The organism is Pseudodesulfovibrio sp. zrk46 (assembly GCF_012516435.1).
Lineage (GTDB): Bacteria > Desulfobacterota > Desulfovibrionia > Desulfovibrionales > Desulfovibrionaceae > Pseudodesulfovibrio.
Genome location: NZ_CP051216.1, coordinates 139180 through 159787 on the forward strand (window position 1 = coordinate 139180; position 20608 = coordinate 159787).

The following is a 20608-nucleotide window of genomic DNA, read 5'->3' on the forward strand; positions in this document are numbered from 1 at the left end:
AGACAAGCAATGAAAGATTACCGATACCTTCCCGATGTTGCTACTCTCACGCTGAATCATGACGCCTGCGTCGGATGCGGTCTGTGTGTCACAGTATGCCCCCATCGCGCCCTGATCATGAAAGAGGGGAAAGCTCACATTGCAGACCTCAACGGCTGCATAGAGTGCGGTGCGTGTATGCGTAACTGCCCCACCGAGGCCGTAAACGTGAATCCGGGGACCGGCTGCGCCACTCTTATTATGGATAACTGGCTCTACGAAATGTCGGGTGGAAGACTCAGAAAAAAGTGCTGTTGATTGCCTGAAACAGGCTACGCATTTACTTTTTCACGATTTTAAGCCACATCATAAGGAGAGAAGATCGGTCAATTGTCGTGAACTGCCCACGAGGAGGCCCCATGAAGCTCAAGGTTGGAATTCCCTACGCCAAACATGGACGCATTACTGACGCCACCCTGAAAAGTGTCAGTGACCTTCGGGCCTCCTGCGATTTCGACGTGACCATCGTGGCTCAACAGGGCAGCAATGTTCCCCGCTCGCGCAACGCCATGATCAACGGGGAGCAATCCAACCATATTTATCAGAAGCTTGACGACTTCGACTACTTCCTGTGCGTCGACGCGGACACGGGCTTTGCAGTGGAACATGTCCACCAACTCATCGCCCATGACCTCGATATCGTCAGCGGCGCATATCTGCACAAGCAGAACAAGAAACAGATGGTCGCCGGATGGTTCAGCGGGATAGAGGGCATCTCCTTAAAGGAAAACCGAGTGTCTGCCGACAGAACCGGCCTCTTTGAAGTGGACTGGTGCGGCGCAGGCTTTCTCCTGCTCAAGCGGGAAGCGCTGGAGTCCATGCCCTACCCGTGGTTCACCTGTATCGAAGTCGAATACGACAGCCCGGAAGGCAAATGCGCGCAGATCACCAGCGACGACATCGGCTTCTGCATGAAAGCCCGCCAAAACGGAAAGAAGATTATGCTGGACGCGGATTGCCGCGTTGCTCACGTGGCCCATCCCAACGAAAAAGGTGGCTCCCTACCTGATGCGCTCAACGACCTGCTTCGCAGCCGCGAGACCATCATCAAGCACGTTCAGGCCATGACCGAGGAGAACAAGCTGCTCAAGGAAAAACTGAGCAGCGACTAGCCGTTTTTACGAAACCACCATTTGAGTTTGAGTCGTTCCCAATAGGTAAAGGGAGGCTTGATAGCATTTTCCGGACGAGAATCAAACAGCAAGTCCAAGACATGGTGTGCGTCCATTGACTTTCCAAGTGACCCCACGCATCCGGCACAGGATGTAACCACGGCCCGTTTACCCACAAGAGCTTCCTGCTCTTTGGTCCACATATCAGCCAACTCCGGTCGCACAAAGGAGACCATGCCGCCTTCGCCACAACATGTGGTGAGTCTGCGTTCCTTACGCCCCGCCTTAAACGATACTCCGCAACGCTTGCTCAGGATTCGAACCGCATCCTGCACGCCCCCTTCGTGCCGAATAACGCATGGATCATGCACGACCGCATCCATTTCAACTCGAGTATCGGCTTCGACACCAACTTCTGCGAGCAGTTCATAAGCGGTCACTACGTCAATGTCCTTACCGTACTGGGAGAAAATATTGTGACAATTGGGGCAGGTGGTCACCACCCGTTTCACCCCGGCACGAGAGAGCTTTCCATGCAGCCGCCCAAAGCGCTCCTTGAAGACAGCCTCACGACCCAGATCATGAGACGGCTTGGCACAGCATCCCAATGCGATACCGAGATCTGGTAGATGATCTCTCAGGGCAAGGAACAACTGACGAGTGGTGTCCGGCCGGGTTCCCGGCACTGTGCAGCCTGGAAACAGCACGGTGTCGCCACCTTCGGGAAGTCGAAGCATGGAAAACAGAGAACTGGCACCCAATGCTTCGTAAGTCAGAATGGGAGCATAGAGCTTCAAATCCACTTTGCCAGCCCGGACCATTGCCCGGCGCATCTCCCGGAACATCTCCACAGGACGCAAACCTTCGGGACAAAGGGCCCCGCACAACCCGCACAGGCTGCACGCAAAAGGATCTGGCCACTCTTCGGGCGGCAATTTAGCCACCTTGACCGCTATCTCATACGGAGTGCCGAACTCTTTCAGAAACCGGCAGGACTTCCAGCAGACACCACAATCAGTACATTTTGAGAGAATTGCTTGGGTGCGGCCACCTGCATCGATTCGGTCTATGGATTCCATAGAGGCGAACCTATGCTTTGCTCAAATGAAAAGCAACATCCTACTTAAATCCACATTCTGTAGAGGCTAATGATTGTACATCTACAAAAAATAGACCTTTTAAAAACAGTATGAATTGAATGCCGCCGATCTATCCACCACTAAACCATCATTACTATTTGATATTTAATGAAAAAATCAATTTATCCACGATTTATTCAATCATGGCACAAGTCTTGCGATTACTAAGACAAACATAACCATCACGGAGAAACCGACATGACCAGCAACAGACGAAATAACAAGACGCGACGCGGCATAGCAGCCGTTGAAGTCGGTTTGTTGTTGCCCGTGTTCATGATGCTCCTGATGGGGATTATGGATTTTGGCCGCATGTACTGGACGCAGAGCGTAGTACGTGGCGCGGCCTATGAAGGTGTTCGTGTTGCCATCCTGTCCGAAACGACCAACGCACAAGTTGAATCCACGGTCCTGGAAGAGCTTAACATTGGTGGAATCACTGACACCGCATCCGTTTCCGTAGGAGCCAGAGAGCCCTCAACCCCCGTAGATGTCACCGTATCCGTACCCTTTACTTTCATCGCAGTGGACAACCTCATCCCGACCCTTTCCGGGGTCAGCACCATTTCGGCGACTGCCGTCATGACGCACGAGAGGTAAACCATGCGACGCGACACCGAAGGAAGACAAGGCGCCACCATCGCCGAATTCGCATTCACCCTCGCCCTGCTCATGGCCCCTCTGTTTGCAGGAGTATGGGATGTATCCAAGTTCATCGACATCAATCAGGTATTGACGCGCGCCGCCCGTGACGGTGTGGTCGCTGCATCACGCGGCGAGGACCCCACCGCCATGATCAAGGATTACGTAGCAGCGGCAGGCCTGTTCCCCGAAGACCTCATCATCTCCATAGTCCAAGGGCCTGAACAGCCGGGTTTAGGGGAAGAGGTAAGTGTCCAGCTCGCCTATGATTTCTCCGGCTACACCATCTTTCCCTGGGAAGACTTCCTGCCTAACGGCCTGACCACTTCGGCCTACGCCAAGATGGAGTAGATATGATATCCCGATTAAGTAATTTCCGACGCGACCAGCGAGGCATCGCCAGTGTCCTCGTCGGTCTGACAATGATGGTCCTCATGGGATTTGCAGCCCTTGCCGTCGACCTCGGACAGGCCCATCTCAAGCGCGGCGCCTTGCAAACCGCGGCAGACGCCGGCGCCCTTGCCGGTGCCAACTCCCTGCTGGCCGAAGGCAATGACTATGACCAGCTCAGAGTCATCGTAAAGAACTACGCCAAGCGCAACCTCGTTGACGAAGACATGTCGGATCTCGCCATTACCGACGATGATATTCTGTTCCTCAAGGACGGCGTCCCTGTTTCGGAAGACGCCAATCAGGTGGAAGTCAGCATCAACCGCCTCCAGTCACGCGGAAACCCGCTTGAATTGTACTTCGGTAAGATTCTCGGCGTACCGAACATGGACCTCAGAGCAGTATCGCGCGCCGGTATCGTCGGCATCTGCTCCAGCAAGTGTGTGAAGCCCTTTGTGGTCCCCACCAAGTTCAACTGGAATGACCAGGCTGCCCCCGGCACCAAGTATTATGAGAATGGAGAGATGGACGTCGAGAGTCCACAAGAAGTGGATTCCGTGGATATCATCGGCTACGGCCAGGATGACATAGGCACACAAATCATCATCAAGCCCGGCGATCCCAGCCTTGCCATCACCCCCGGCCAGTACAACCTCGTTGACCTGCCTCCTGCCAACAAGGGCTCTCCTATCACGGGTGCCGACGCCGTTCGCGAAAACATCGCAGGCTGCACTGGCTCCAATAGCCTTTACCCGGTCGGCCCGGGAGACGAATTGCTCCTCGAACCCGGCAACTCGGCCGGACCGGTCAAGCAGGGCACCGGCGACCTCATAGGCGAAGATCCATACGCCTATTGGGACTCCTCCACCAAGTCCATTGAAGGCAGTATTTTCCCAGACCCGCTGGACAGCCCCCGCGTTGCGCTCATGGCCTTCTATGATCCCAAGCAGCCTCCGCAGTCCGGCAGAAATTCCATCATCGTGTACGAACTCGGTGCCTTCTTTATCGAGAGCGTTGATTCCGTCGGTAACGTCACGGCCCGGTTCATGAACACCGTAGCCGTTGACCCGGAATCCACCGATGACTCCGACTGCATGCTCCGTATGAGCAGGATCATGCTCGATTCCAGTCGTCAGTAACAATCACTTCCCCCCACGTAAGAGGCCCCGTTTTCCATAAGGAGACGGGGCCTCTTATTATATCTGCAATCCAACTTGACCTAAGTTTGTGATAAACCGGGGTCATATGCACAATTGTTTGCATTAATGTATAAATATGACATAAGATCGATAAGTAAAAGACAATAGGAGCTCGCATGCAAACGCCCCTTCGGCTGATCATTCTCGTCCTGTTCACTGCCGTAATAGCCCTGCCGTGGAAACCGGCACAGGCCCAGGATCCGCTGCGCATTGCCACCGAGGGAGCATACCCGCCATTCAATGAAGTGGACAAGGACGGCAAGCTCGTCGGATTCGACGTTGACATAGCAATGGCCCTGTGTGAGGCCATGGGCACCACCTGCACCCTTGAGTCGGTTGCCTGGGATAACCTGTTGCCGGAACTGAATGCCGGGAAATTCGATGTCATCGTGGCCAGCATGGCCAAGACCCCTGAAAGAGAAGAACACGCCATCTTCACAGACTATTACTACCGCTCTCGCTCCATGTTCGTCGGCACACCATCCACACTGTTCTTCCAGACCCGCGAAGGTGTCAAAGGCATGAAGCTGGCCGCCCAGGAAGGAACGGTTCAGGAGCAATATCTTCGTGATAATTTTGAAGGGTCTGCCTCCATTGTCACTGCTCCGGACATGAAGGACTGCTTTGACATGCTCCACAAAGGCGAGGTGGATGCGGTCCTCTCTGACAGCCTGACCATTTTCGATTTCCTTCAATCCGACAAAGGGAAGCGATTCGATTTCATCGGCAATCCTTTGCCCGCAGATGATCCGTCCAGTGAGGCGTGCATTGCAGTGGCAAAGAGCAAGCCGCAACTGGCGGCACAGATCAACAGCGCCCTCAGGGAGATTCGTTTCAACGGCACCTATGACCGGATCAATCTGAAGTATTTCCCCTTCTCCATTTACTAGGAAAGGACCGCGCTCATCATGACCACAAATCGCGAATACGGGAAGAATCGACGGAGCAAACCTCGTTTGATTCCGACTATCGGCCTGTATAGCGTCATCGCACTTATCTTCCTGTTCATCATCGGATTGGTGATGAGCCGATCGCTGGCAGAAATCGGCTCCATGGCTGAAGAGTCACGCGACGTGCTTCTGCCGTCCATTCTCGACCGCCAGCGCACGGCCATCAACCTGGAGCGCATGGGGCGCTTCGCAGAGATCGTCTACCGGACCGAGACCCCCAGAGTACGCCGCCAGTACAAGCTGGCAGCACGCATCCTCTCCCAGGACTCCATCTTTGAAAAGGACATGACCATCAACAGACAGGTAGTGGACGCCTACCACGATGTTGAGACCATGGCCCGTATTCTGGACAATCAGGACGAAATCATCGCCCGTTGCAATACTATCCTCTTGGGATTCATGCCCGGCTCAGACAACTCGGCAGAGCTACTGAAAATGCCCAACGGCAAGGAGATGATCTCCCTGCTCTTCCTCTCTGACAAAGCCACGAACCTCACCACACTGGAGGAATTCAAGGTCCGCTTTGTCCAACTGACCAAAGAGTCCAAGACGACAACGACACGGAAGAACCAAGCCCTGGACGATGCGTACACTCTTTTCTCCCTGCTTCAAGAGAGGTTGACCACCAAACATACCACTCAAAAGCTCTGGACCCGCATCAACAATTCTCTTGAAGGACTTTCTGCAAACCTGTCGGTCAACGCAGCCTCCACAGCGGACACGATTTTCACGTCCATTGTTGATGAAGCCAACACTTCCATGCGCCACAGCATTCTCGCGGCCGCAAGCCTCTTTGGCGCCCTGCTGGTCATGCTCTTCTTCACCCAGCGTGACATTGTGACGCCAATCATGAATTACGTTCATGGCCTGGACCGCATCGCCCAAGGCGACCGGGACCTCGACCTGACCGAGGCACGCCTCAAGGAGATGGACAACATCCGCACCGCCGTGGAACGTTCTGCCACCCTCATGACGCAACTGGCATCCCGCACTCAGGAGATGCAAGAGGTCAACAGGGCGCTGGAAATCGAAGTAGCACAAAGAAAGAAAGCGCAGAGTGAGCTGGCCGATGAGAAAGAACGTGCTGAGTCCGCAGACCGGGCCAAGTCCGAATTCCTGGCCGGTATGAGCCACGAAATCCGCACTCCCATGAACACCATGCTCGGCATGGGCGACCTCATTCTGGATACCAACCCAACACCGATACAGCGCAAGTACATCGAGATATTCCAGTCGTCCGGTGAAATGCTCATGGCTATCATCAACGACGTCCTCGATCTCTCAAAGATCGAAGCTGGCGAAGTAAAGCTGGAGCACGTCCAGTTCAACCTCGAGGAATTTCTGATCAGAATGCGCAAGATCGTAGGCGACCGGGCCGAACAGAAGGGGTTGGACTTCTTCATCGACGTAGGCCCGGGCGTACCTACCCAGATCAAAGGCGACCCAACCCGTTTGCGCCAGGTGCTGGTCAACCTCATCGACAACGGAGTCAAATTTACCGAGAAAGGCGAAGTACGGCTTACCATCCAACCCACTTCCCCGGATTCACCGGACAGAATCACCTTTGCCGTCATCGACACCGGCATCGGCATCGCTCCTCAAGCGCAGCAACAGATTTTCCATCGTTTCACTCAGGCGGACAGCTCCACCACACGCAAATACGGCGGAACCGGTCTTGGACTGGCCATCTCCCGCCGCCTGGTGGAACTGATGGGTGGCGACATTCACCTTGAAAGCACACTTGGGCAGGGCTCAGCCTTCTATTTCACCCTCAAGTTCGATCTGGTGGAGGCTCCCGTGGAACAGGCTGTCGCAACCGCCAACTCAAAAGAAGATCACGCAACCTATCTCTCCCGAGTGCCCACCAATATTCTGGTGGCCGAAGATTCAGAGAGCAACCAGGCTCTTATCGAACTCTACTTCAAGAAGACCGCCTGCCGCCTCGACTTCGCCTCAGACGGCAGCGAGGCTGTTGAATACTACAAGCGGTCACCCTATGACCTCGTGCTCATGGACATCCAGATGCCGGTCATCGACGGCTACGAAGCCACACGCATAATCCGCGACTATGAAAAGGAGCAGGGAAAAACACCGGTCCCCATCGTAGCGGTAACGGCCAACGCATTCAAAGAAGACCGCGACAAATGCATTGAAGCGGGATGCACCGGGTATCTCCCCAAACCTGTAAGCAAGGCGGGGCTGCTGGAGTGTGTGGCCACCCATGTGAGTGTTCCGGGCATGGAGGGGAGGCGCGATGATTAGCGCAAACGACGTCCAACAGATGATGCGCTTCCACACTCGGGACGCCGTCTTTGTGTTCCCATTTCCTACACCGGAGACGTTGGAGTCCATTACCGTATTGAATGCCAATGATGCGGCTTGCCGCATGCTGAAATACACAAGGGAAGAGTTACTCGGCAGGCCCCTGCGCGACTTCAGTCCCAATCTTTCATACGATCAGGAAACCGCAGACTCTTTCCAGAACGATGGTTTTGTTCGTTTGGAGCGAATCTTCAAAGCGAGCGATGGTGCCGCCATCCCTGTCGAAGTGGACGTTCTCAGCCAGAACATCGATGGCGATAACTACTGCGTGGCCGTGACGCGAGACATCACCACCCGCAAACTCCGCGAAGCAGAGCAACGCCTCAGAGAGATGCGGTTCAAGACGCTGTATCATCTTTCACAGATGATGGACGAAAACGAAGGCGCCATCCTCCAATACGTTTTGGACAGCGGATTGGAGATGACCGGTAGCAGCATTGGGTACATCTATCTCATGGACAAACGGGAGAAGGACCTGACGCTTCAGGTCTGGTCCAAAGAAGGGATGAGGCAATCCAGTTCCCTTGAATGTCCGGCAGCGCTCAACATTGAGACCAACACCTTCTGGTCCGAAGCCGCCAAGATGCGACGCCCGATCATTACCAATGATTTTTCTACCCACCCGTGCAGTGCGAACCTGCCGGAGGGACATCTATCCATTGACCGCCACATGAATATTCCTGTGGTGGAAGACAACCGCGTGGTGCTCGTAGCCGGTCTGGCCAACAAGGAAATGGAGTACACGGATCAGGATGCGGCCCAACTCGCCATGGTCATGGATGGTGCATGGCGCATCATCCAGCGCAGGAGGATGGAGAACAACCTGCGCGAGGCAAAGCGGGCGGCAGAAGAAGCCAATCAGGCCAAGAACCACTTCCTGGCCAACATGAGCCACGAATTGCGCACGCCGCTCAACGGCATCATGGGCATGACCCAGATTCTCATGGGCACAGACCTCACGCCGGATCAGAAGGAATACCTTTCCCTCTCGCTGGATGCCACCCGGCATCTCGCCAAGGTTGTCACGGACCTGCTCTCCCTCTCCATAGTCGAAGCGGGCAAGTTGGAACTGGCCGCGCAGTGTTTTGACCTGCACCGCTCCGTACAGGAGTTGGTAACACCACTGGAACTTCAGGCTCACGAGAAATCCCTGTACCTCACCCTGGCCATCGCACCGGAAGTTCCCAAGATCGTATGCGGAGACGAGGCCAAGTTACGCCAGATCCTCACCAACCTCATTTTCAACGCCATCAAATTCACGGTCTCGGGCGGCATTTCACTGAGCATCGCGCCGACAGGCATTCCGTCAACCGAAGAGAACCACACCCTTGTACGATTCTCGGTTAAAGACACCGGCATCGGTATTCCCAAAGAGTTGCAGGAGGCCATATTCGAGAGCTTCACACTGGTGGAAGATTACATGACCAAGCAGTACGGCGGCACCGGCCTGGGCCTGTCCATCTCGCAGGAACTCGCCTCGCTCATGGGCGGACGGGTTTCGGTTGAGAGTGAACCCGGCCAAGGCAGCACCTTCTCTCTGGTCATACCGCTGGAAGTGGAACAGGCAGAAGAGAGCCCGCTTTTCTCAAATATTCAAGCCGATGCATCCATCAGCGAGGTGCGCGGACTCAAGATTCTCCTTGCCGAGGACGAGCAGGTGAACTCCATCATGGCGTCGCGCCTGCTCAAGAAGGCGGGGCATCACGTCACCCTCGTGGGTAACGGCCAGCAGGCCATTGAGCAACTCAGCGCCACTCCCTTCGATCTGGTGCTCATGGATGTGCAGATGCCAGTGGTCAACGGCATTCAGGCCACGAGAATCATACGCAGCGGGGGAGTGGAAAACGTCCCCAAAGACCTGCCCATCATTGGCCTGACAGCCTATGCACACACCTCGGAGAAGAAGGAATTCGAGGAAGCAGGCATGGAGCGTATCGTTACCAAGCCCTATGAAGCAGACGATTTGCTGAAGGCCATTGCAGCAACCATGGGGAATCGAGTACACTAAGGGCAGACTGGTCGGGGAGCATGAAGTATGGCGGACTATCATGATTATACACCGGAAATACTGAGCCAGGTCTTTGACCATCGGCTGCAGCAGTCTGACATCCGGCGTATTCTCGACGGTCTCAGCCAGACTGACCGTAACATCTTCCTGGATAAGATTTCCGAGACCTTTGAAAAATTCACTGCCCTGCTTGAGGTGTCCAACCGTCTGGCCGACTCTCTTTCTCTGGACGTTCTCTTCACACGGCTGGTCAGCCTCACGACCGAAGCCCTTCGAGCCGACCGCGGCACCATCTTTCTCAACGACGGCAACACCAATGAGCTATTTTCCCGCATTGCCATGGGCGAAAACATGCAGGAGATCCGTTTTCCCAACCATTTGGGTATTGCAGGCACGGTGTTCACCAAGGGCGAGGCCCTGCTCATACCGGACGCCTACGCAGACTCCCGCTTCAATCAGGATGTGGACAAAAAAACAGGCTATCGCACCCGCAATATCCTGACCGCCCCCATCCGCAACAAGTTCGGCAAGCCGGTTGGGGTCATCCAGATTCTCAACAAGCTCGACGGCGCTTTCGACGAAAGCGACCTCTCCATGCTCGAAGCCATGGGCGCTCAGGCATCCTCGGCACTGGTCAAGGCACAGCTCTATGAAGAGGTGGAACGCTCCCGCAAGGAAGAGAAAGAGCTCTTTGAAGTTACCCGCGCCATCTCAACGGAAATTCATCTGGTGCCGCTCATCCAGAAGATCATGTCCACCACCACGACCATTCTGGAGGCGGACCGCTCCACCCTGTTCGTCAACGACCCCAAAACCAATGAACTCTGGGCGCTGGTGGCCGAGGGTGTCGGCACCAAGGAAATCCGCTTCCCCAACCACCTCGGTATCGCAGGCACCGTGTTCACCACCGGCGTGACCGAGAACATTCCCGATGCCTATGCCGACCCCCGCTTCAATCAGGAGATCGACAAGAAGACCGGCTACAAGACCGACACCATTCTCTGCATGCCCGTGCTCAACAAGGACGGCGCCCCCATCGGCGTCATCCAGTCGCTGAACAAGGCAGGAGGGCCATTTACGGCCAAGGACGAAGCTCGCGTCATGGCCTTTTCGGCACAGGCGGCCATTGCCATCGAGAACGCCCGGTTGTTCGAAGATGTGCTGCGCATGAAGAACTACAACGAGTCCATCCTCGAATCCATGTCCAGCGGCCTGATCACGTTCGATGACGAGATGCAGGTTGAGAAGTGCAACGCCGTAGCGCTCAAGTTGCTCGACGAACAAGAAGAAGCTCTTTTGGGACGCCCTGTGGCCGAGCTTTTCACAGGCGATGCGCAATGGGTGGCCGACACCGTAGCCAAGGTGATGGAGACCGGCGATCCGGACATGGCCCTCGACACCGAAATGGCCCTGCCCAAAGGGGAAATACTGGCCGTAAACGCAACCACTCTTCCTCTCATAAATAGAAAAGAGGAAGTGGTCGGAACCCTGCTCGTATTCGAAGACATCAGTGGCGAAAAACGACTGCAAGGCACACTGGCCCGCTATATGACGAAGGAAGTGGCCGACCAGCTCATGGAAGCAGGCGAGTCGGAGTTGGGTGGCCAGATGAAACCCGTAACCATTTTCTTCTCGGACATCCGCAGCTTCACCACCATCTCCGAAGCTCTCGGCGCGCACGAAACCGTGACCATGCTGAACGAATATTTCACAGACATGGTGGATATCCTGTTTGATTACGGCGGCATTCTGGACAAGTACATCGGCGATGCCATCATGGCGGTATTCGGTGCGCCCTTCCCCACCGGGCACGATGCGGACAACGCCCTTCACGCTTCAGTAGAGATGATGCGCGCGCTGGCCGAATTCAACCGGCGTCAGGCTGCCGACAACAAACAGATACTGGACATTGGCATCGGCCTGAACACCGCCGAGGTGGTCGTCGGCAACATCGGTTCGGAAAAGCGCATGGATTACACAGTCATCGGAGACGGCGTAAACCTCGCCTCACGACTGGAGGGAGCCAACAAGCAATACGGCTCCAACATCCTCATCAGTGAAGGTACGCTGAAAGAGCTACAGGATGAATACGTGGTGCGCCCGGCCGACCTGCTCCGTGTGAAAGGCAAAACCGAACCCGTAGCCATTTTCGAAGTGCTGGATCACCACACCGAAGAGTCGTTTCCCAACAGGGAACAGTCACTGAAGATTTTCCACAAGGGATATGACGCCTACCACAAGGCAGACTTCCCCGGCGCGTTGCAATTATTTGAAGAATGCCACACCCTCAATGAGCGGGACAGACTCGCCGCCCTGTACATCGAACGCTGCCGCCACTTCATCGAATCGCCGCCCGGTGACGACTGGGACGGCGTCTGGATCATGACCAGCAAGTAATTTGACCCTTACATACCATTGGAGACACCATGCCCCTGCATGAAAAAGATATGGTCCGGGACCAGCTTCTCGACGACGTATACGCATCTACCGACCTGTCCGTTCGGATGCCCAAATTCAGCTTTCCCCACAAGGAACACGATCCGCGCCACGTCTATCAAGTGGTCCATGATGAACTGATGCTCGATGGCAACTCGCGCCAGAACCTGGCGACCTTCTGCCAGACATGGGCCGAGCCCGAAGTGCACCAGCTCATGGACGAGTGCATGGACAAGAACATGATCGATAAGGATGAATATCCCCAGACCGCCGAACTTGAGGCGCGCTGCGTACACATGCTGGCCGACCTGTGGAACTCGCCGGACGCCAAAAACACCCTTGGTTGCTCCACCACCGGCTCCAGCGAGGCCGCCATGCTCGGCGGCATGGCCATGAAATGGCGTTGGCGCGATAAGATGCGCGCACAGGGCAAGCCCACTGACAAGCCCAACCTCATCTGCGGCCCGGTCCAGATCTGCTGGCACAAATTTGCCCGCTACTGGGACATTGAGCTTCGCGAAATCCCCATGGAAAAGGATCGCCTGATCATGACGCCCGAGGAGGTGCTCAAGCGGTGCGACGAGAACACCATCGGCGTGGTGCCAACCCTTGGCGTCACCTTCACCTGTCAGTATGAGCCCGTCAAAGCTGTCTGCGATGCCCTCGACAAGTTGCAGGAAGAAACCGGGCTGGACATCCCGGTTCACGTAGACGGCGCCAGCGGTGCGTTCCTCGCTCCCTTTGTGGAACCGGAACTGGAGTGGGATTTCCGCAATCCGCGCATCGTGTCCATCAACGCATCAGGACACAAGTATGGCCTTTCTCCTCTCGGTGTGGGCTGGATCGTATGGCGCGAGAAGGAATTCCTGCCCGAAGACCTGATCTTCAACGTCAATTACCTCGGCGGCAACATGCCCTGCTTTGCCCTGAACTTCTCCCGGCCCGGCGGTCAGATCGTGGCTCAGTACTACAACTTCCTGCGCCTCGGCCGCGAAGGATATCGGCGCATTCATCAGGCGTGCTACGAGACTGCCCAGCGCATGGCCAAAGAGGTGGGCAAGATGGGCATGTTCGACATCATCTACGATGGGCACGGCGGCATCCCGGCCTTCAGCTGGTCGCTCAAGGAAGGCGACCACGGCTACACCCTGTATGATCTGTCCGACCGCTTGCGCAGTCGTGGATGGCAGGTCGCGGCATACTCCATGCCCGCCAATCGTGAGGACCTCGTCATCATGCGCATCCTTGTGCGCCACGGTTTCTCCCGCGATCTGGGCGACCTGTTCATTGAGGATATGAAACGGTGCGTGGATTACTTCAAACGCAATCCGGTGACCGTGCCTCTGACCGAAGAGGAAGCGGGCGGATACAGTCACTCGAAATAAGACAAAACAAAAAGGCTACGGTCACCCCATAGCCTTTTTTCTTTCATTGGCCGAAGCCAGAAATGCGTTAGCTAATTTTCCAAAGGCAATCCAGCGCCCTTCCAGTCAACGATTCCCTTGTACAAATGCCAGACTTTGGTGAATCCGAGTTTATGCATCAGCTTGAGCGCGGACGAACTCCGATTACCGGTTCGGCAATAAACAAAATACTGGGCGTTCTTATCGAGTTTGGACAGTTCGGCTTCAAAATCCTTGCTGTAAAAATCGACATTCACCGCGCCGGGGATATGGCCACTGTTAAACTCAGCGGGGGTACGGATATCCAGAACGACAACGGCTTTGTTGGCGTTCAGTTGTTCCTGCGCCTCAACGGCCTGAAAGTCGGTATATCCTTCGGGCGTGGGAGCCATGTTGAAGAAAAACAACATACCTGCCACCAGCAGGATGACAACGGGGATAACTATCTTTTGATTCATTGATAATCCTCATCATGTTGCAAAAAAAGCCGCCCCGGCAGTTGTCAGGGCGGCTATAAATAACGATCAGTTTCGGACTAGCCGAGCAGTTCGTTCACTTTCTTCATGATTTCAAAGGCATCGCCTACGTAGAGGACGTCGCATTTGCCCTGCGCCCAGCCGCAGCCGGCATCGGTATTGATGGCGCGGCGTTCCTGGATGAAGCGCCAACCAACAACGTGGGGCTCTTCACCGTGACAACAGGTTGCCAAGCCCTTTGCGTGACGCGGGGAGGAACCGGTCTGGCCGACCTGATGCATGTGCGTCAGGAAGGAGATGACTTCGCCCTCTTCACCGGTGATGTCCACCAGAGACTTGGAGGAACCGATGGAGCATTTGGTCTGCCCCATGAACTCGGAGATCAGGGATTCTGCATCGGCCACATGGGTAGCGCCATCGGCCTGCTTCTTCATCCAGCCAGCGCCGGTCACGAACAGCAGTTCGGCATCGGGGCGGATGGTCTGCTCGTCCTCGGACACGCATTCCATGCCAGCGGCCTTGGTACGAATGCCGGACAGGTCTACGGACACGGCTTCAACATCTGCGGAACCTGCGCCTTCAAAAGCCTCTGCACAACCGGAATCCATGGTCAGCACCCAAGGGCGCTCCTCACGGGTCAGGGTGCCTTCCATGCGCTGGCGGTAGAACCAGCGCTTGGCAACAGGCTTACCATCCACAGCTTCCACGCAGGACAGGTGCGTGTCCACACGGCCACCCAGACGGATAGCCAGACCGGGCAGTGCACGGCTGTAGCGGGAGGTGGCGGGAGCCAGAATAATTTCAGCGTCAACGGCCTTGGCGATTGCCTCGGCAGCAGCCAGATCGGTAGAGTAGATACCATCGTTGAACTCGGGACCGGTGACAGCAAAGAACTTGCCGCCGCAACCGGCGATGGAGTCAGCGGCAGCAGCCACATCAGCGCCAACCAGACCAACAGCGAGTTCAGCGCCCATGCCTTCGGCCAGATTCTTGGCAGCGGCCAGGGTTTCCAGGGAGACGCGGGCAAGAGTGCCGTCGCATTCGGTGTGTGCGATGTACAGTACAGTGCTCATATCATTCTCCCCCTAGCCCTTGATCCATTCGACGATTTCTTTGGCCATATCTTCGACCGAGGCATCCTTGACCACGCGGGTCTCGCGACGCTGCTGCGGCACTTCCACGCCCTGGAACTTCAGGGAGGAGCCGGACAGGTCGGCAGGCTTGGCCTGCTGCAGTGCGGGCATATTCTTCTGCATGTTCTGCATGCCGATCTGCGGATTGTTCGGAGGCTCAGGCAGTTCGCCGGTGGCCCAGCCCATAACGGCCGGTGCGCCATCAACGACGGACTTCTGGTATGCGCCGCCTTCTACGCGCTCGAGGACTTCGATGCCATCACCGTTCACGGTGATCTTATCAACGCCCTGGAACTGTTCGGTCACGCCCTGCATCTCACCAACCATCTGCATCACGGCACCGGAGCCGCGGGAAGCGGACTGCCAGCCGCCGAACAGCAGCATCTTGGACTTATCCAAACCAGCGATTCCATCGATGGTGTCGGACAGGGTTTTGGCGGTTTCATAGCTATCTTCGAAACCGGAAGCGGAACCATCAGCCACGACCAACTGGAACGGGGCTTTCTGGGAAACGGCCATCATGACCTGCTGGAGCTTGGCCTTGGGACCGAGCGCCACCAGCCAGACCTGGCTTCCGGGATTCTGGGCGGCCAGATTGGCAGCCTCATACAGGGCATGCCCTGCCCAGGGGTCCAGCACAGCCGGAAGCATCATTTCGTTTTGCAGAACCGGACCATTGGGACCGTCCTGAGGTGCGAGCGTCTGGAGCGGATCCGGAACGATGGAACCGCAGACCACGATGTGGAAATCAGTGCTCATTGTGTGTTTCTCCTTGGTGTTTGTGAGTGGCCTCCGGCAGCGCTTGCCAGCGTGGCCTCCTCGCCGGAGAGGCGTCTCCGACGGGTCAGGAACCCTTTGAGAAAAGGGTTCCCGACACCCTCCTAAACTTTTTGTCACTCGCTTCGCTCGAAGTCGTGCGAGCTTTCAAAGACATCTTTCTTGTATACAACCCATTACGGCGACAGCCGCAGACGGGATTCCAAAGGCCCTCGGCCTTTGGTGGGGTGCAGGGGCAAAGCCCTGCTTGTCTAATTCTTCATCCCGCCCGCAAGGGCGGTTCGACCCTGACTCTCTTACCCTAGTTCTCGGCAGAGTGCGAGCCACCGGAACCACCGCGGAACTTGATGTTCGTCCGCTCGGGGTCCTGATAGTTATCTTTGCTGCAATTCCACATACATGCACCACAGTGCACACACTTCTCACGATCGAACAGCGGCGTTCCGCCTTCAGGATTCGTGTAGATGGCCTGACCGGAACATGCTTCAACACATACCTGTTCCTTACAGATCAGACAGGTGCTGGGATCAGCAAAGGTAACGTGATCGGCGTAACCGGGATTGGCCTGTACCTTGCCGCCCATGAGGAGCGCGTCCTGATGGGAAACGAGGAGCTGACCGTCCAGCGGAACCTCGGGCCACCCCACGCGATTCATGAGTGCGTCGTGCAGACTGGAGCCCTTCTTGAGACACTCGGCACGAATCTGCTCGATCTCACCCTTGGCGATGTAGCCCTTGTAGTATTCCTCGATGGTCGGAATACGATCCTGCGGACGAAGCGCCTTGCCCGGGAAGTTGAGCAGGCCATTGGTCAGACCGGTCATACCCATGCCGAGGAAACCGGGAATCACGCCGCGAGTGAAGCCGTCACGGGCTTTCTCGGCGACCTTGGCTTCTTCTTCGACCCAGGAATCACGGCGACGGGCGACGTAGGTTGCTTCGAGATTTTCCTTGGTGAATTCCTTACCCTGCTTGAGCAGTTCAAGAACAGCCTCGCCGAGTTGCACGCCAGTGGCCCATGCCTCATCCACACCGGAACCGGTGAGCACGTTGGTGGAGCCGGAGCCTTCACCAATACGGGCAAAACCGTCACCGCACAGGAAAGGCTCGCCGCGCTTGCCGGACTCGGCCAGGGACTTGGCGCCCCAGGAACGCATGGTGCCGCCCTCGAGACGCTTCCAGAGGTACGGGTGCAGCATCCAGTGCTGCATGTAGCGATAAGCGGTGCGGACCGGATTGTCGAACCAGGAAGGCACGAAGATGCCCATGGAGGCGACATTGCCGGGGTAAACGTACAGGAATCCGAAAATTTCCGGCTCAGGATAGCCGATGGTGTGGAGCACAGTGCCAGGCTTCCAGTCGCAACCCTCAGGCAGGTCCACGACACATTTCATGCCCACGGCCCACTCACGCTGATGGTTGCCCTCGGGCAGACCAAGCTCGCGGTCGAGATGCTGGCCGACAGGACCAACCGGACCGTCAGCTACCACTGTGAGAGCAGCCTTCATGTCCATACCCGGCATGAACATGCCGGTGGGGGTGCCGTCTTTTTCAACACCCTGATCAGCCATGCGCACACCCTTGACGGCCTTGCCATCCAGCAGGGGCTCGGCAACCGGGCTGGAAGGCCAGATCTGAGCAAGGCCGGTGCCCATCAGATTACCGCCCACCCACTGGTTGAGCTGGCCAATGGAGAAGATCAGACCGGGATGCTTTTCAAGGAAGGGAGGAATGTACGGCAATTCGTAGGCCCCGTCTTCCATGTACTTTTCCAGTACCTTGTCTGCGAGCTTGAAGGGAGCCGGACGGCGGCTGGCACCATACGGGTCATTCAGGTACAGGATTTTCTCCTCGGTGACTTCGTGAGCCATGGGAATCTGGGAGAGATCGAGATCCGGGAAAGAGGCCTTGATGGAGCGGCCCTTGGTGACAACACCGGATACACCGAAACCGATGTCATCGGCGCGCTCGTAGCAGATGACCTGCGGCGGCATGCCCGGCATGGCTTTGGATTCGGCCACAGGAGTGCCGTCCTCGTTCATCAATCCGCGTGTCAGGGTGGTCAGGAAACCGCCAGCAGCGGGCCCGAATCCGACACATACAATATCAGTCTCCATTTCTGCGCGGGGAGTCTGATCGCTCATTGTTGCCTCCGAGAGTCGTGGTGAAATTCGAAAAGAGAAAAGCGAGAGGGGAACCGTAAGCTCCCCTCTCGCGTTGTAGATGTATTAGCCGATGGGATAATCCAGCGCTTCCGGGATCATCACGCCGGAAAGAGCGTTACCTGCTCTGTCCTTGGCCATGCGGGCACCGGACATGCAGATGTCGAGCTTGGCCTTGAGTTCGGTGAACTCCTTGTTGACCATGCAGCACGGCTCTTCCACAGAAGGCTCGGCCAGAATCTGGACGCCGTTGTTATCCTCACCCTGACAGGTGTTGAAACCGTAGACCAGTTCGGTGCAGATGCGAGCCACTTCGCCAGCGGCGCGGGCTGCCTGCACGTGGCAGATGTCCTTATAGAAGGAAGTCAGGTCTTCGAGACCTTCGGCCAGAGTCGGAGACATGGGGCCCTTCTCGATGAGCTCCATGACGTCAGTGGCCAGGAAGTAGGGTCCGAGGAGCCAGCCAAGCGCATCGGCCATGGCAAAAGTCACGCCCTGACGCTTGTTGTGGTACAGCTTCTTGCCGTTATCATCCTTGGCGCTCTGCAGGTGGTTCATGGTCCACTGCCAGAGTTCCATGGCGGAGGCGAGAGCGTAACCGCCCAGGCCCGGCACGTCCTTACCTGCGACCTTCATCTGCTTGATCCAGTTCTCCATGATGCGACCGAAAACGTCACTGGTCATGGTCATGGTCAGGTGACGACGCTGCACAGCCTCGGGGCCTTCGTAGGTGGCTTCGAGCTGAATGTCGGTCCACTTCTGCATCAGGAAACCGGGGCAATCCTCGGTGATACCATAACCGCCAACAAGAGAGACGGCTTCGCGCATCATGTTGGCGCCTTCACCGGTGTTCCACAGCTTGACGCCGGGGTTCAGGATACCGGCCAAGGCTTCCATGTATGCGTAAGAAACAAAGGTATTGTTCTTGAGTTCCTCGTAGCGAGCCTGATCGCGCTCTGCTTCCGGGGTGTATTCAAGATCGATGAATTCGTAGACTTCGTCTTTCATCTTCTTGAGGGCCATCATCTGCTTGCGCGGAGAGGTAACACCCTGAGCCTCGAACTCGACTTCCTTGGCCTTCTCGATGGGGTCGAACTGGTCGGCCAGACGGGAAGCGGCAAAAGCGAGGGAACAACCAGCTTCACCGGATGCCCAGACGTCGATGAGACGCTGCAGGGAATCTTCGTTGGACTGGATACCCTTGTCGAAACGGGGGGAACCTTCCTTACAAGCGTCACCGCCACGGAAACGATTGCGATGGTAGCGGATGACCGGCTCAATGGCGGAAATCAGCTTGGCAGAAGACATGAGACCGACCGGGATACGGGTGCGGTGGAAAACCGAACCGATGATCTCGGAGTGGTTGTATTTGGGAACGATCACGCCGTCGACCACGTCGTAGCCACCGATGATACGGGAGGCGGGAACCTTGAGGTTCAGGATGGGGTCACGGGTGGAAGAAAGCTGGTGAACCATCTTCAGGGTGGGCGCGCCACGGTCGAAGATGCCTTCATCGTCCTCTTCAAGAATGACCATGAAGGTGCCCTTGATGCGCTCGTCATTGGACTCGACAGCTGCGGTCACGAAGTTGGCGAAGTCCATGCCGGTGATGAAACGGCCGCGCTTGTCGATCTGGAGCATGGGCTCTTCGCCGTCGTTCCAGTCAGCCACGGTGGCCTTGCCGCAGAGCACGCCGGTGTCCACACCAACGTAGGGAAGCGGCTCGGTCAGCGCGAATGCGCCGCGCCAGATTTTGCGGTCCTCGCCCGGCTGGGGCGGAACACATTTGGACATATATTCGTCGCGCTGCTCAGTAGTACCCTTCTCGTGGATGGGAGCCAGAGCGAGGCAGGAAGCCAGCGCGGAAGTTGCTGCACCGGCATCAACCCATGCCAGCTCGTAGGAAACGAGGGCCAGGGCCAGGTTCTTGGGACCTTCGATGAAGCCACCCTGATGGGGGTCCATGAAAATGGCGGTCAGACCGGACTGGTCGAACGCGGTCAGGAGCTCGTCTTTCTGCTCAGTCCATTCGTGGGTATTGCGTGCGCCTTCGGCCACGAGCTTGGCCACGGTGCTGCGAGCGATGGAACGTGCGGACTGTACGGACATCTGGAGATCGAAGCGATCAGCGAACCGCCACATGATCTGGCGGACGTCATCTCCCGGAAGAGTGCGTAATGTATACATAAATTCTATCCTAAGTTTAATTGAAAACCGGACCTGTCAGTCATTATAATATTAGTTCGGCACGATATGGCATGTTTGGGGTCGAGTCAAAGTGTTTTTCTCTTTAAAACGATCGTTTAACCCGCATGAAACCTCACTTTTTCGGTCTCCGAGATACCGGCGAAGCCACATACTCTTGCCACGTTTTGAAAAAATATAATAGTCACTGCCCCCTACCGACCTTTACATCCCTCG

Annotated in this window: 16 protein-coding genes; 10 read left to right on the top strand and 6 right to left on the bottom strand. The window is 56.3% G+C overall.

The window, feature by feature from the left end; translation table 11 throughout:
• The first annotated feature begins 9 nt into the window (after positions 1-9).
• Positions 10-297 carry a mercury methylation ferredoxin HgcB gene (gene hgcB / locus HFN16_RS00675; RefSeq protein ID WP_168888863.1) on the top strand — a complete coding sequence of 96 codons (288 nt, stop codon included), beginning with the start codon at positions 10-12 and terminating at the stop codon, positions 295-297.
• Positions 298-398: 101 nt separating this feature from the next.
• Positions 399-1151, top strand: coding sequence for a hypothetical protein (locus tag HFN16_RS00680; RefSeq protein WP_168888864.1), 753 nt, complete (start codon positions 399-401; stop codon positions 1149-1151).
• On the opposite strand, the gene HFN16_RS00685 is transcribed toward HFN16_RS00680, so the two are convergent.
• On the bottom strand, positions 1148-2230 hold the full coding sequence (locus HFN16_RS00685) for a (Fe-S)-binding protein (RefSeq protein WP_168888865.1): 1083 nt from the start codon (positions 2228-2230) through the stop codon (positions 1148-1150). The genes HFN16_RS00680 and HFN16_RS00685 overlap by 4 nt on opposite strands.
• A 258-nt stretch (positions 2231-2488) precedes the next feature.
• Between HFN16_RS00685 and HFN16_RS00690 the strand changes: the two genes are divergently transcribed.
• The 8 genes from HFN16_RS00690 to HFN16_RS00725 all read left to right on the top strand — a co-directional run bounded on the left by HFN16_RS00690 (position 2489) and on the right by HFN16_RS00725 (position 13622).
• On the top strand, positions 2489-2890 hold the full coding sequence (locus HFN16_RS00690) for a TadE/TadG family type IV pilus assembly protein (protein WP_168888866.1): 402 nt from the start codon (positions 2489-2491) through the stop codon (positions 2888-2890).
• Between the two features lie 3 nt (positions 2891-2893).
• Positions 2894-3283: a TadE family protein gene (locus tag HFN16_RS00695; protein ID WP_168888867.1), complete on the top strand. Its 390-nt coding sequence runs from the start codon at positions 2894-2896 to the stop codon at positions 3281-3283.
• 2 nt (positions 3284-3285) lie between these two features.
• Positions 3286-4461, top strand: a complete 1176-nt coding sequence (locus tag HFN16_RS00700) for a pilus assembly protein TadG-related protein (protein WP_168888868.1) — start codon at positions 3286-3288, stop codon at positions 4459-4461.
• 176 nt (positions 4462-4637) lie between these two features.
• Positions 4638-5411 carry a transporter substrate-binding domain-containing protein gene (locus tag HFN16_RS00705; protein ID WP_168888869.1) on the top strand — a complete coding sequence of 258 codons (774 nt, stop codon included), beginning with the start codon at positions 4638-4640 and terminating at the stop codon, positions 5409-5411.
• Positions 5412-5429: 18 nt separating this feature from the next.
• On the top strand, positions 5430-7733 hold the full coding sequence (locus HFN16_RS00710) for an ATP-binding protein (protein WP_168888870.1): 2304 nt from the start codon (positions 5430-5432) through the stop codon (positions 7731-7733).
• A complete protein-coding gene (locus tag HFN16_RS00715; protein WP_168888871.1) occupies positions 7726-9801 on the top strand; it encodes an ATP-binding protein in 2076 nt (691 codons plus the stop codon). Before HFN16_RS00710 ends, HFN16_RS00715 begins: the two co-directional genes overlap by 8 nt.
• A 27-nt stretch (positions 9802-9828) precedes the next feature.
• Positions 9829-12198, top strand: a complete 2370-nt coding sequence (locus HFN16_RS00720) for an adenylate/guanylate cyclase domain-containing protein (protein WP_168888872.1) — start codon at positions 9829-9831, stop codon at positions 12196-12198.
• 29 nt (positions 12199-12227) lie between these two features.
• A complete protein-coding gene (locus HFN16_RS00725) occupies positions 12228-13622 on the top strand; it encodes a glutamate decarboxylase (protein ID WP_168888873.1) in 1395 nt (464 codons plus the stop codon).
• Between the two features lie 71 nt (positions 13623-13693).
• On the opposite strand, the gene HFN16_RS00730 is transcribed toward HFN16_RS00725, so the two are convergent.
• From HFN16_RS00730 to HFN16_RS00750, 5 genes are all read right to left on the bottom strand, one after another.
• Complete coding sequence (locus tag HFN16_RS00730) at positions 13694-14098, bottom strand: rhodanese-like domain-containing protein (RefSeq protein ID WP_168888874.1); 405 nt, start codon at positions 14096-14098, stop codon at positions 13694-13696.
• A gap of 77 nt (positions 14099-14175) precedes the next feature.
• A complete protein-coding gene (locus HFN16_RS00735) occupies positions 14176-15189 on the bottom strand; it encodes an electron transfer flavoprotein subunit alpha (RefSeq protein ID WP_168888875.1) in 1014 nt (337 codons plus the stop codon).
• 12 nt (positions 15190-15201) lie between these two features.
• On the bottom strand, positions 15202-16008 hold the full coding sequence (locus HFN16_RS00740) for an electron transfer flavoprotein subunit beta (RefSeq protein ID WP_168888876.1): 807 nt from the start codon (positions 16006-16008) through the stop codon (positions 15202-15204).
• Between the two features lie 319 nt (positions 16009-16327).
• Positions 16328-18169, bottom strand: coding sequence for a 4Fe-4S ferredoxin (locus HFN16_RS00745; RefSeq protein WP_168888877.1), 1842 nt, complete (start codon positions 18167-18169; stop codon positions 16328-16330).
• A gap of 84 nt (positions 18170-18253) precedes the next feature.
• On the bottom strand, positions 18254-20374 hold the full coding sequence (locus HFN16_RS00750) for an acyl-CoA dehydrogenase family protein (protein WP_168888878.1): 2121 nt from the start codon (positions 20372-20374) through the stop codon (positions 18254-18256).
• Between the last annotated feature and the right edge of the window lie 234 nt (positions 20375-20608).

What these genes read in the sequence shown, in the direction of transcription:
- HFN16_RS00680 (WP_168888864.1), top strand. Translation starts at nt 399, where the DNA reads ATGAAGCTCAAGGTTGGAATTCCCTACGCCAAACATGGACGCATTACT.
- HFN16_RS00745 (WP_168888877.1), bottom strand. Translation starts at nt 18,169, where the DNA reads ATGAGCGATCAGACTCCCCGCGCAGAAATGGAGACTGATATTGTATGT.
- HFN16_RS00740 (WP_168888876.1), bottom strand. Translation starts at nt 16,008, where the DNA reads ATGAGCACTGATTTCCACATCGTGGTCTGCGGTTCCATCGTTCCGGAT.
- HFN16_RS00730 (WP_168888874.1), bottom strand. Translation starts at nt 14,098, where the DNA reads ATGAATCAAAAGATAGTTATCCCCGTTGTCATCCTGCTGGTGGCAGGT.
- HFN16_RS00710 (WP_168888870.1), top strand. Translation starts at nt 5,430, where the DNA reads ATGACCACAAATCGCGAATACGGGAAGAATCGACGGAGCAAACCTCGT.
- HFN16_RS00705 (WP_168888869.1), top strand. Translation starts at nt 4,638, where the DNA reads ATGCAAACGCCCCTTCGGCTGATCATTCTCGTCCTGTTCACTGCCGTA.
- HFN16_RS00735 (WP_168888875.1), bottom strand. Translation starts at nt 15,189, where the DNA reads ATGAGCACTGTACTGTACATCGCACACACCGAATGCGACGGCACTCTT.
- HFN16_RS00750 (WP_168888878.1), bottom strand. Translation starts at nt 20,374, where the DNA reads ATGTATACATTACGCACTCTTCCGGGAGATGACGTCCGCCAGATCATG.
- HFN16_RS00695 (WP_168888867.1), top strand. Translation starts at nt 2,894, where the DNA reads ATGCGACGCGACACCGAAGGAAGACAAGGCGCCACCATCGCCGAATTC.
- HFN16_RS00685 (WP_168888865.1), bottom strand. Translation starts at nt 2,230, where the DNA reads ATGGAATCCATAGACCGAATCGATGCAGGTGGCCGCACCCAAGCAATT.
- hgcB (WP_168888863.1), top strand. Translation starts at nt 10, where the DNA reads ATGAAAGATTACCGATACCTTCCCGATGTTGCTACTCTCACGCTGAAT.
- HFN16_RS00720 (WP_168888872.1), top strand. Translation starts at nt 9,829, where the DNA reads ATGGCGGACTATCATGATTATACACCGGAAATACTGAGCCAGGTCTTT.
- HFN16_RS00690 (WP_168888866.1), top strand. Translation starts at nt 2,489, where the DNA reads ATGACCAGCAACAGACGAAATAACAAGACGCGACGCGGCATAGCAGCC.
- HFN16_RS00725 (WP_168888873.1), top strand. Translation starts at nt 12,228, where the DNA reads ATGCCCCTGCATGAAAAAGATATGGTCCGGGACCAGCTTCTCGACGAC.
- HFN16_RS00700 (WP_168888868.1), top strand. Translation starts at nt 3,286, where the DNA reads ATGATATCCCGATTAAGTAATTTCCGACGCGACCAGCGAGGCATCGCC.
- HFN16_RS00715 (WP_168888871.1), top strand. Translation starts at nt 7,726, where the DNA reads ATGATTAGCGCAAACGACGTCCAACAGATGATGCGCTTCCACACTCGG.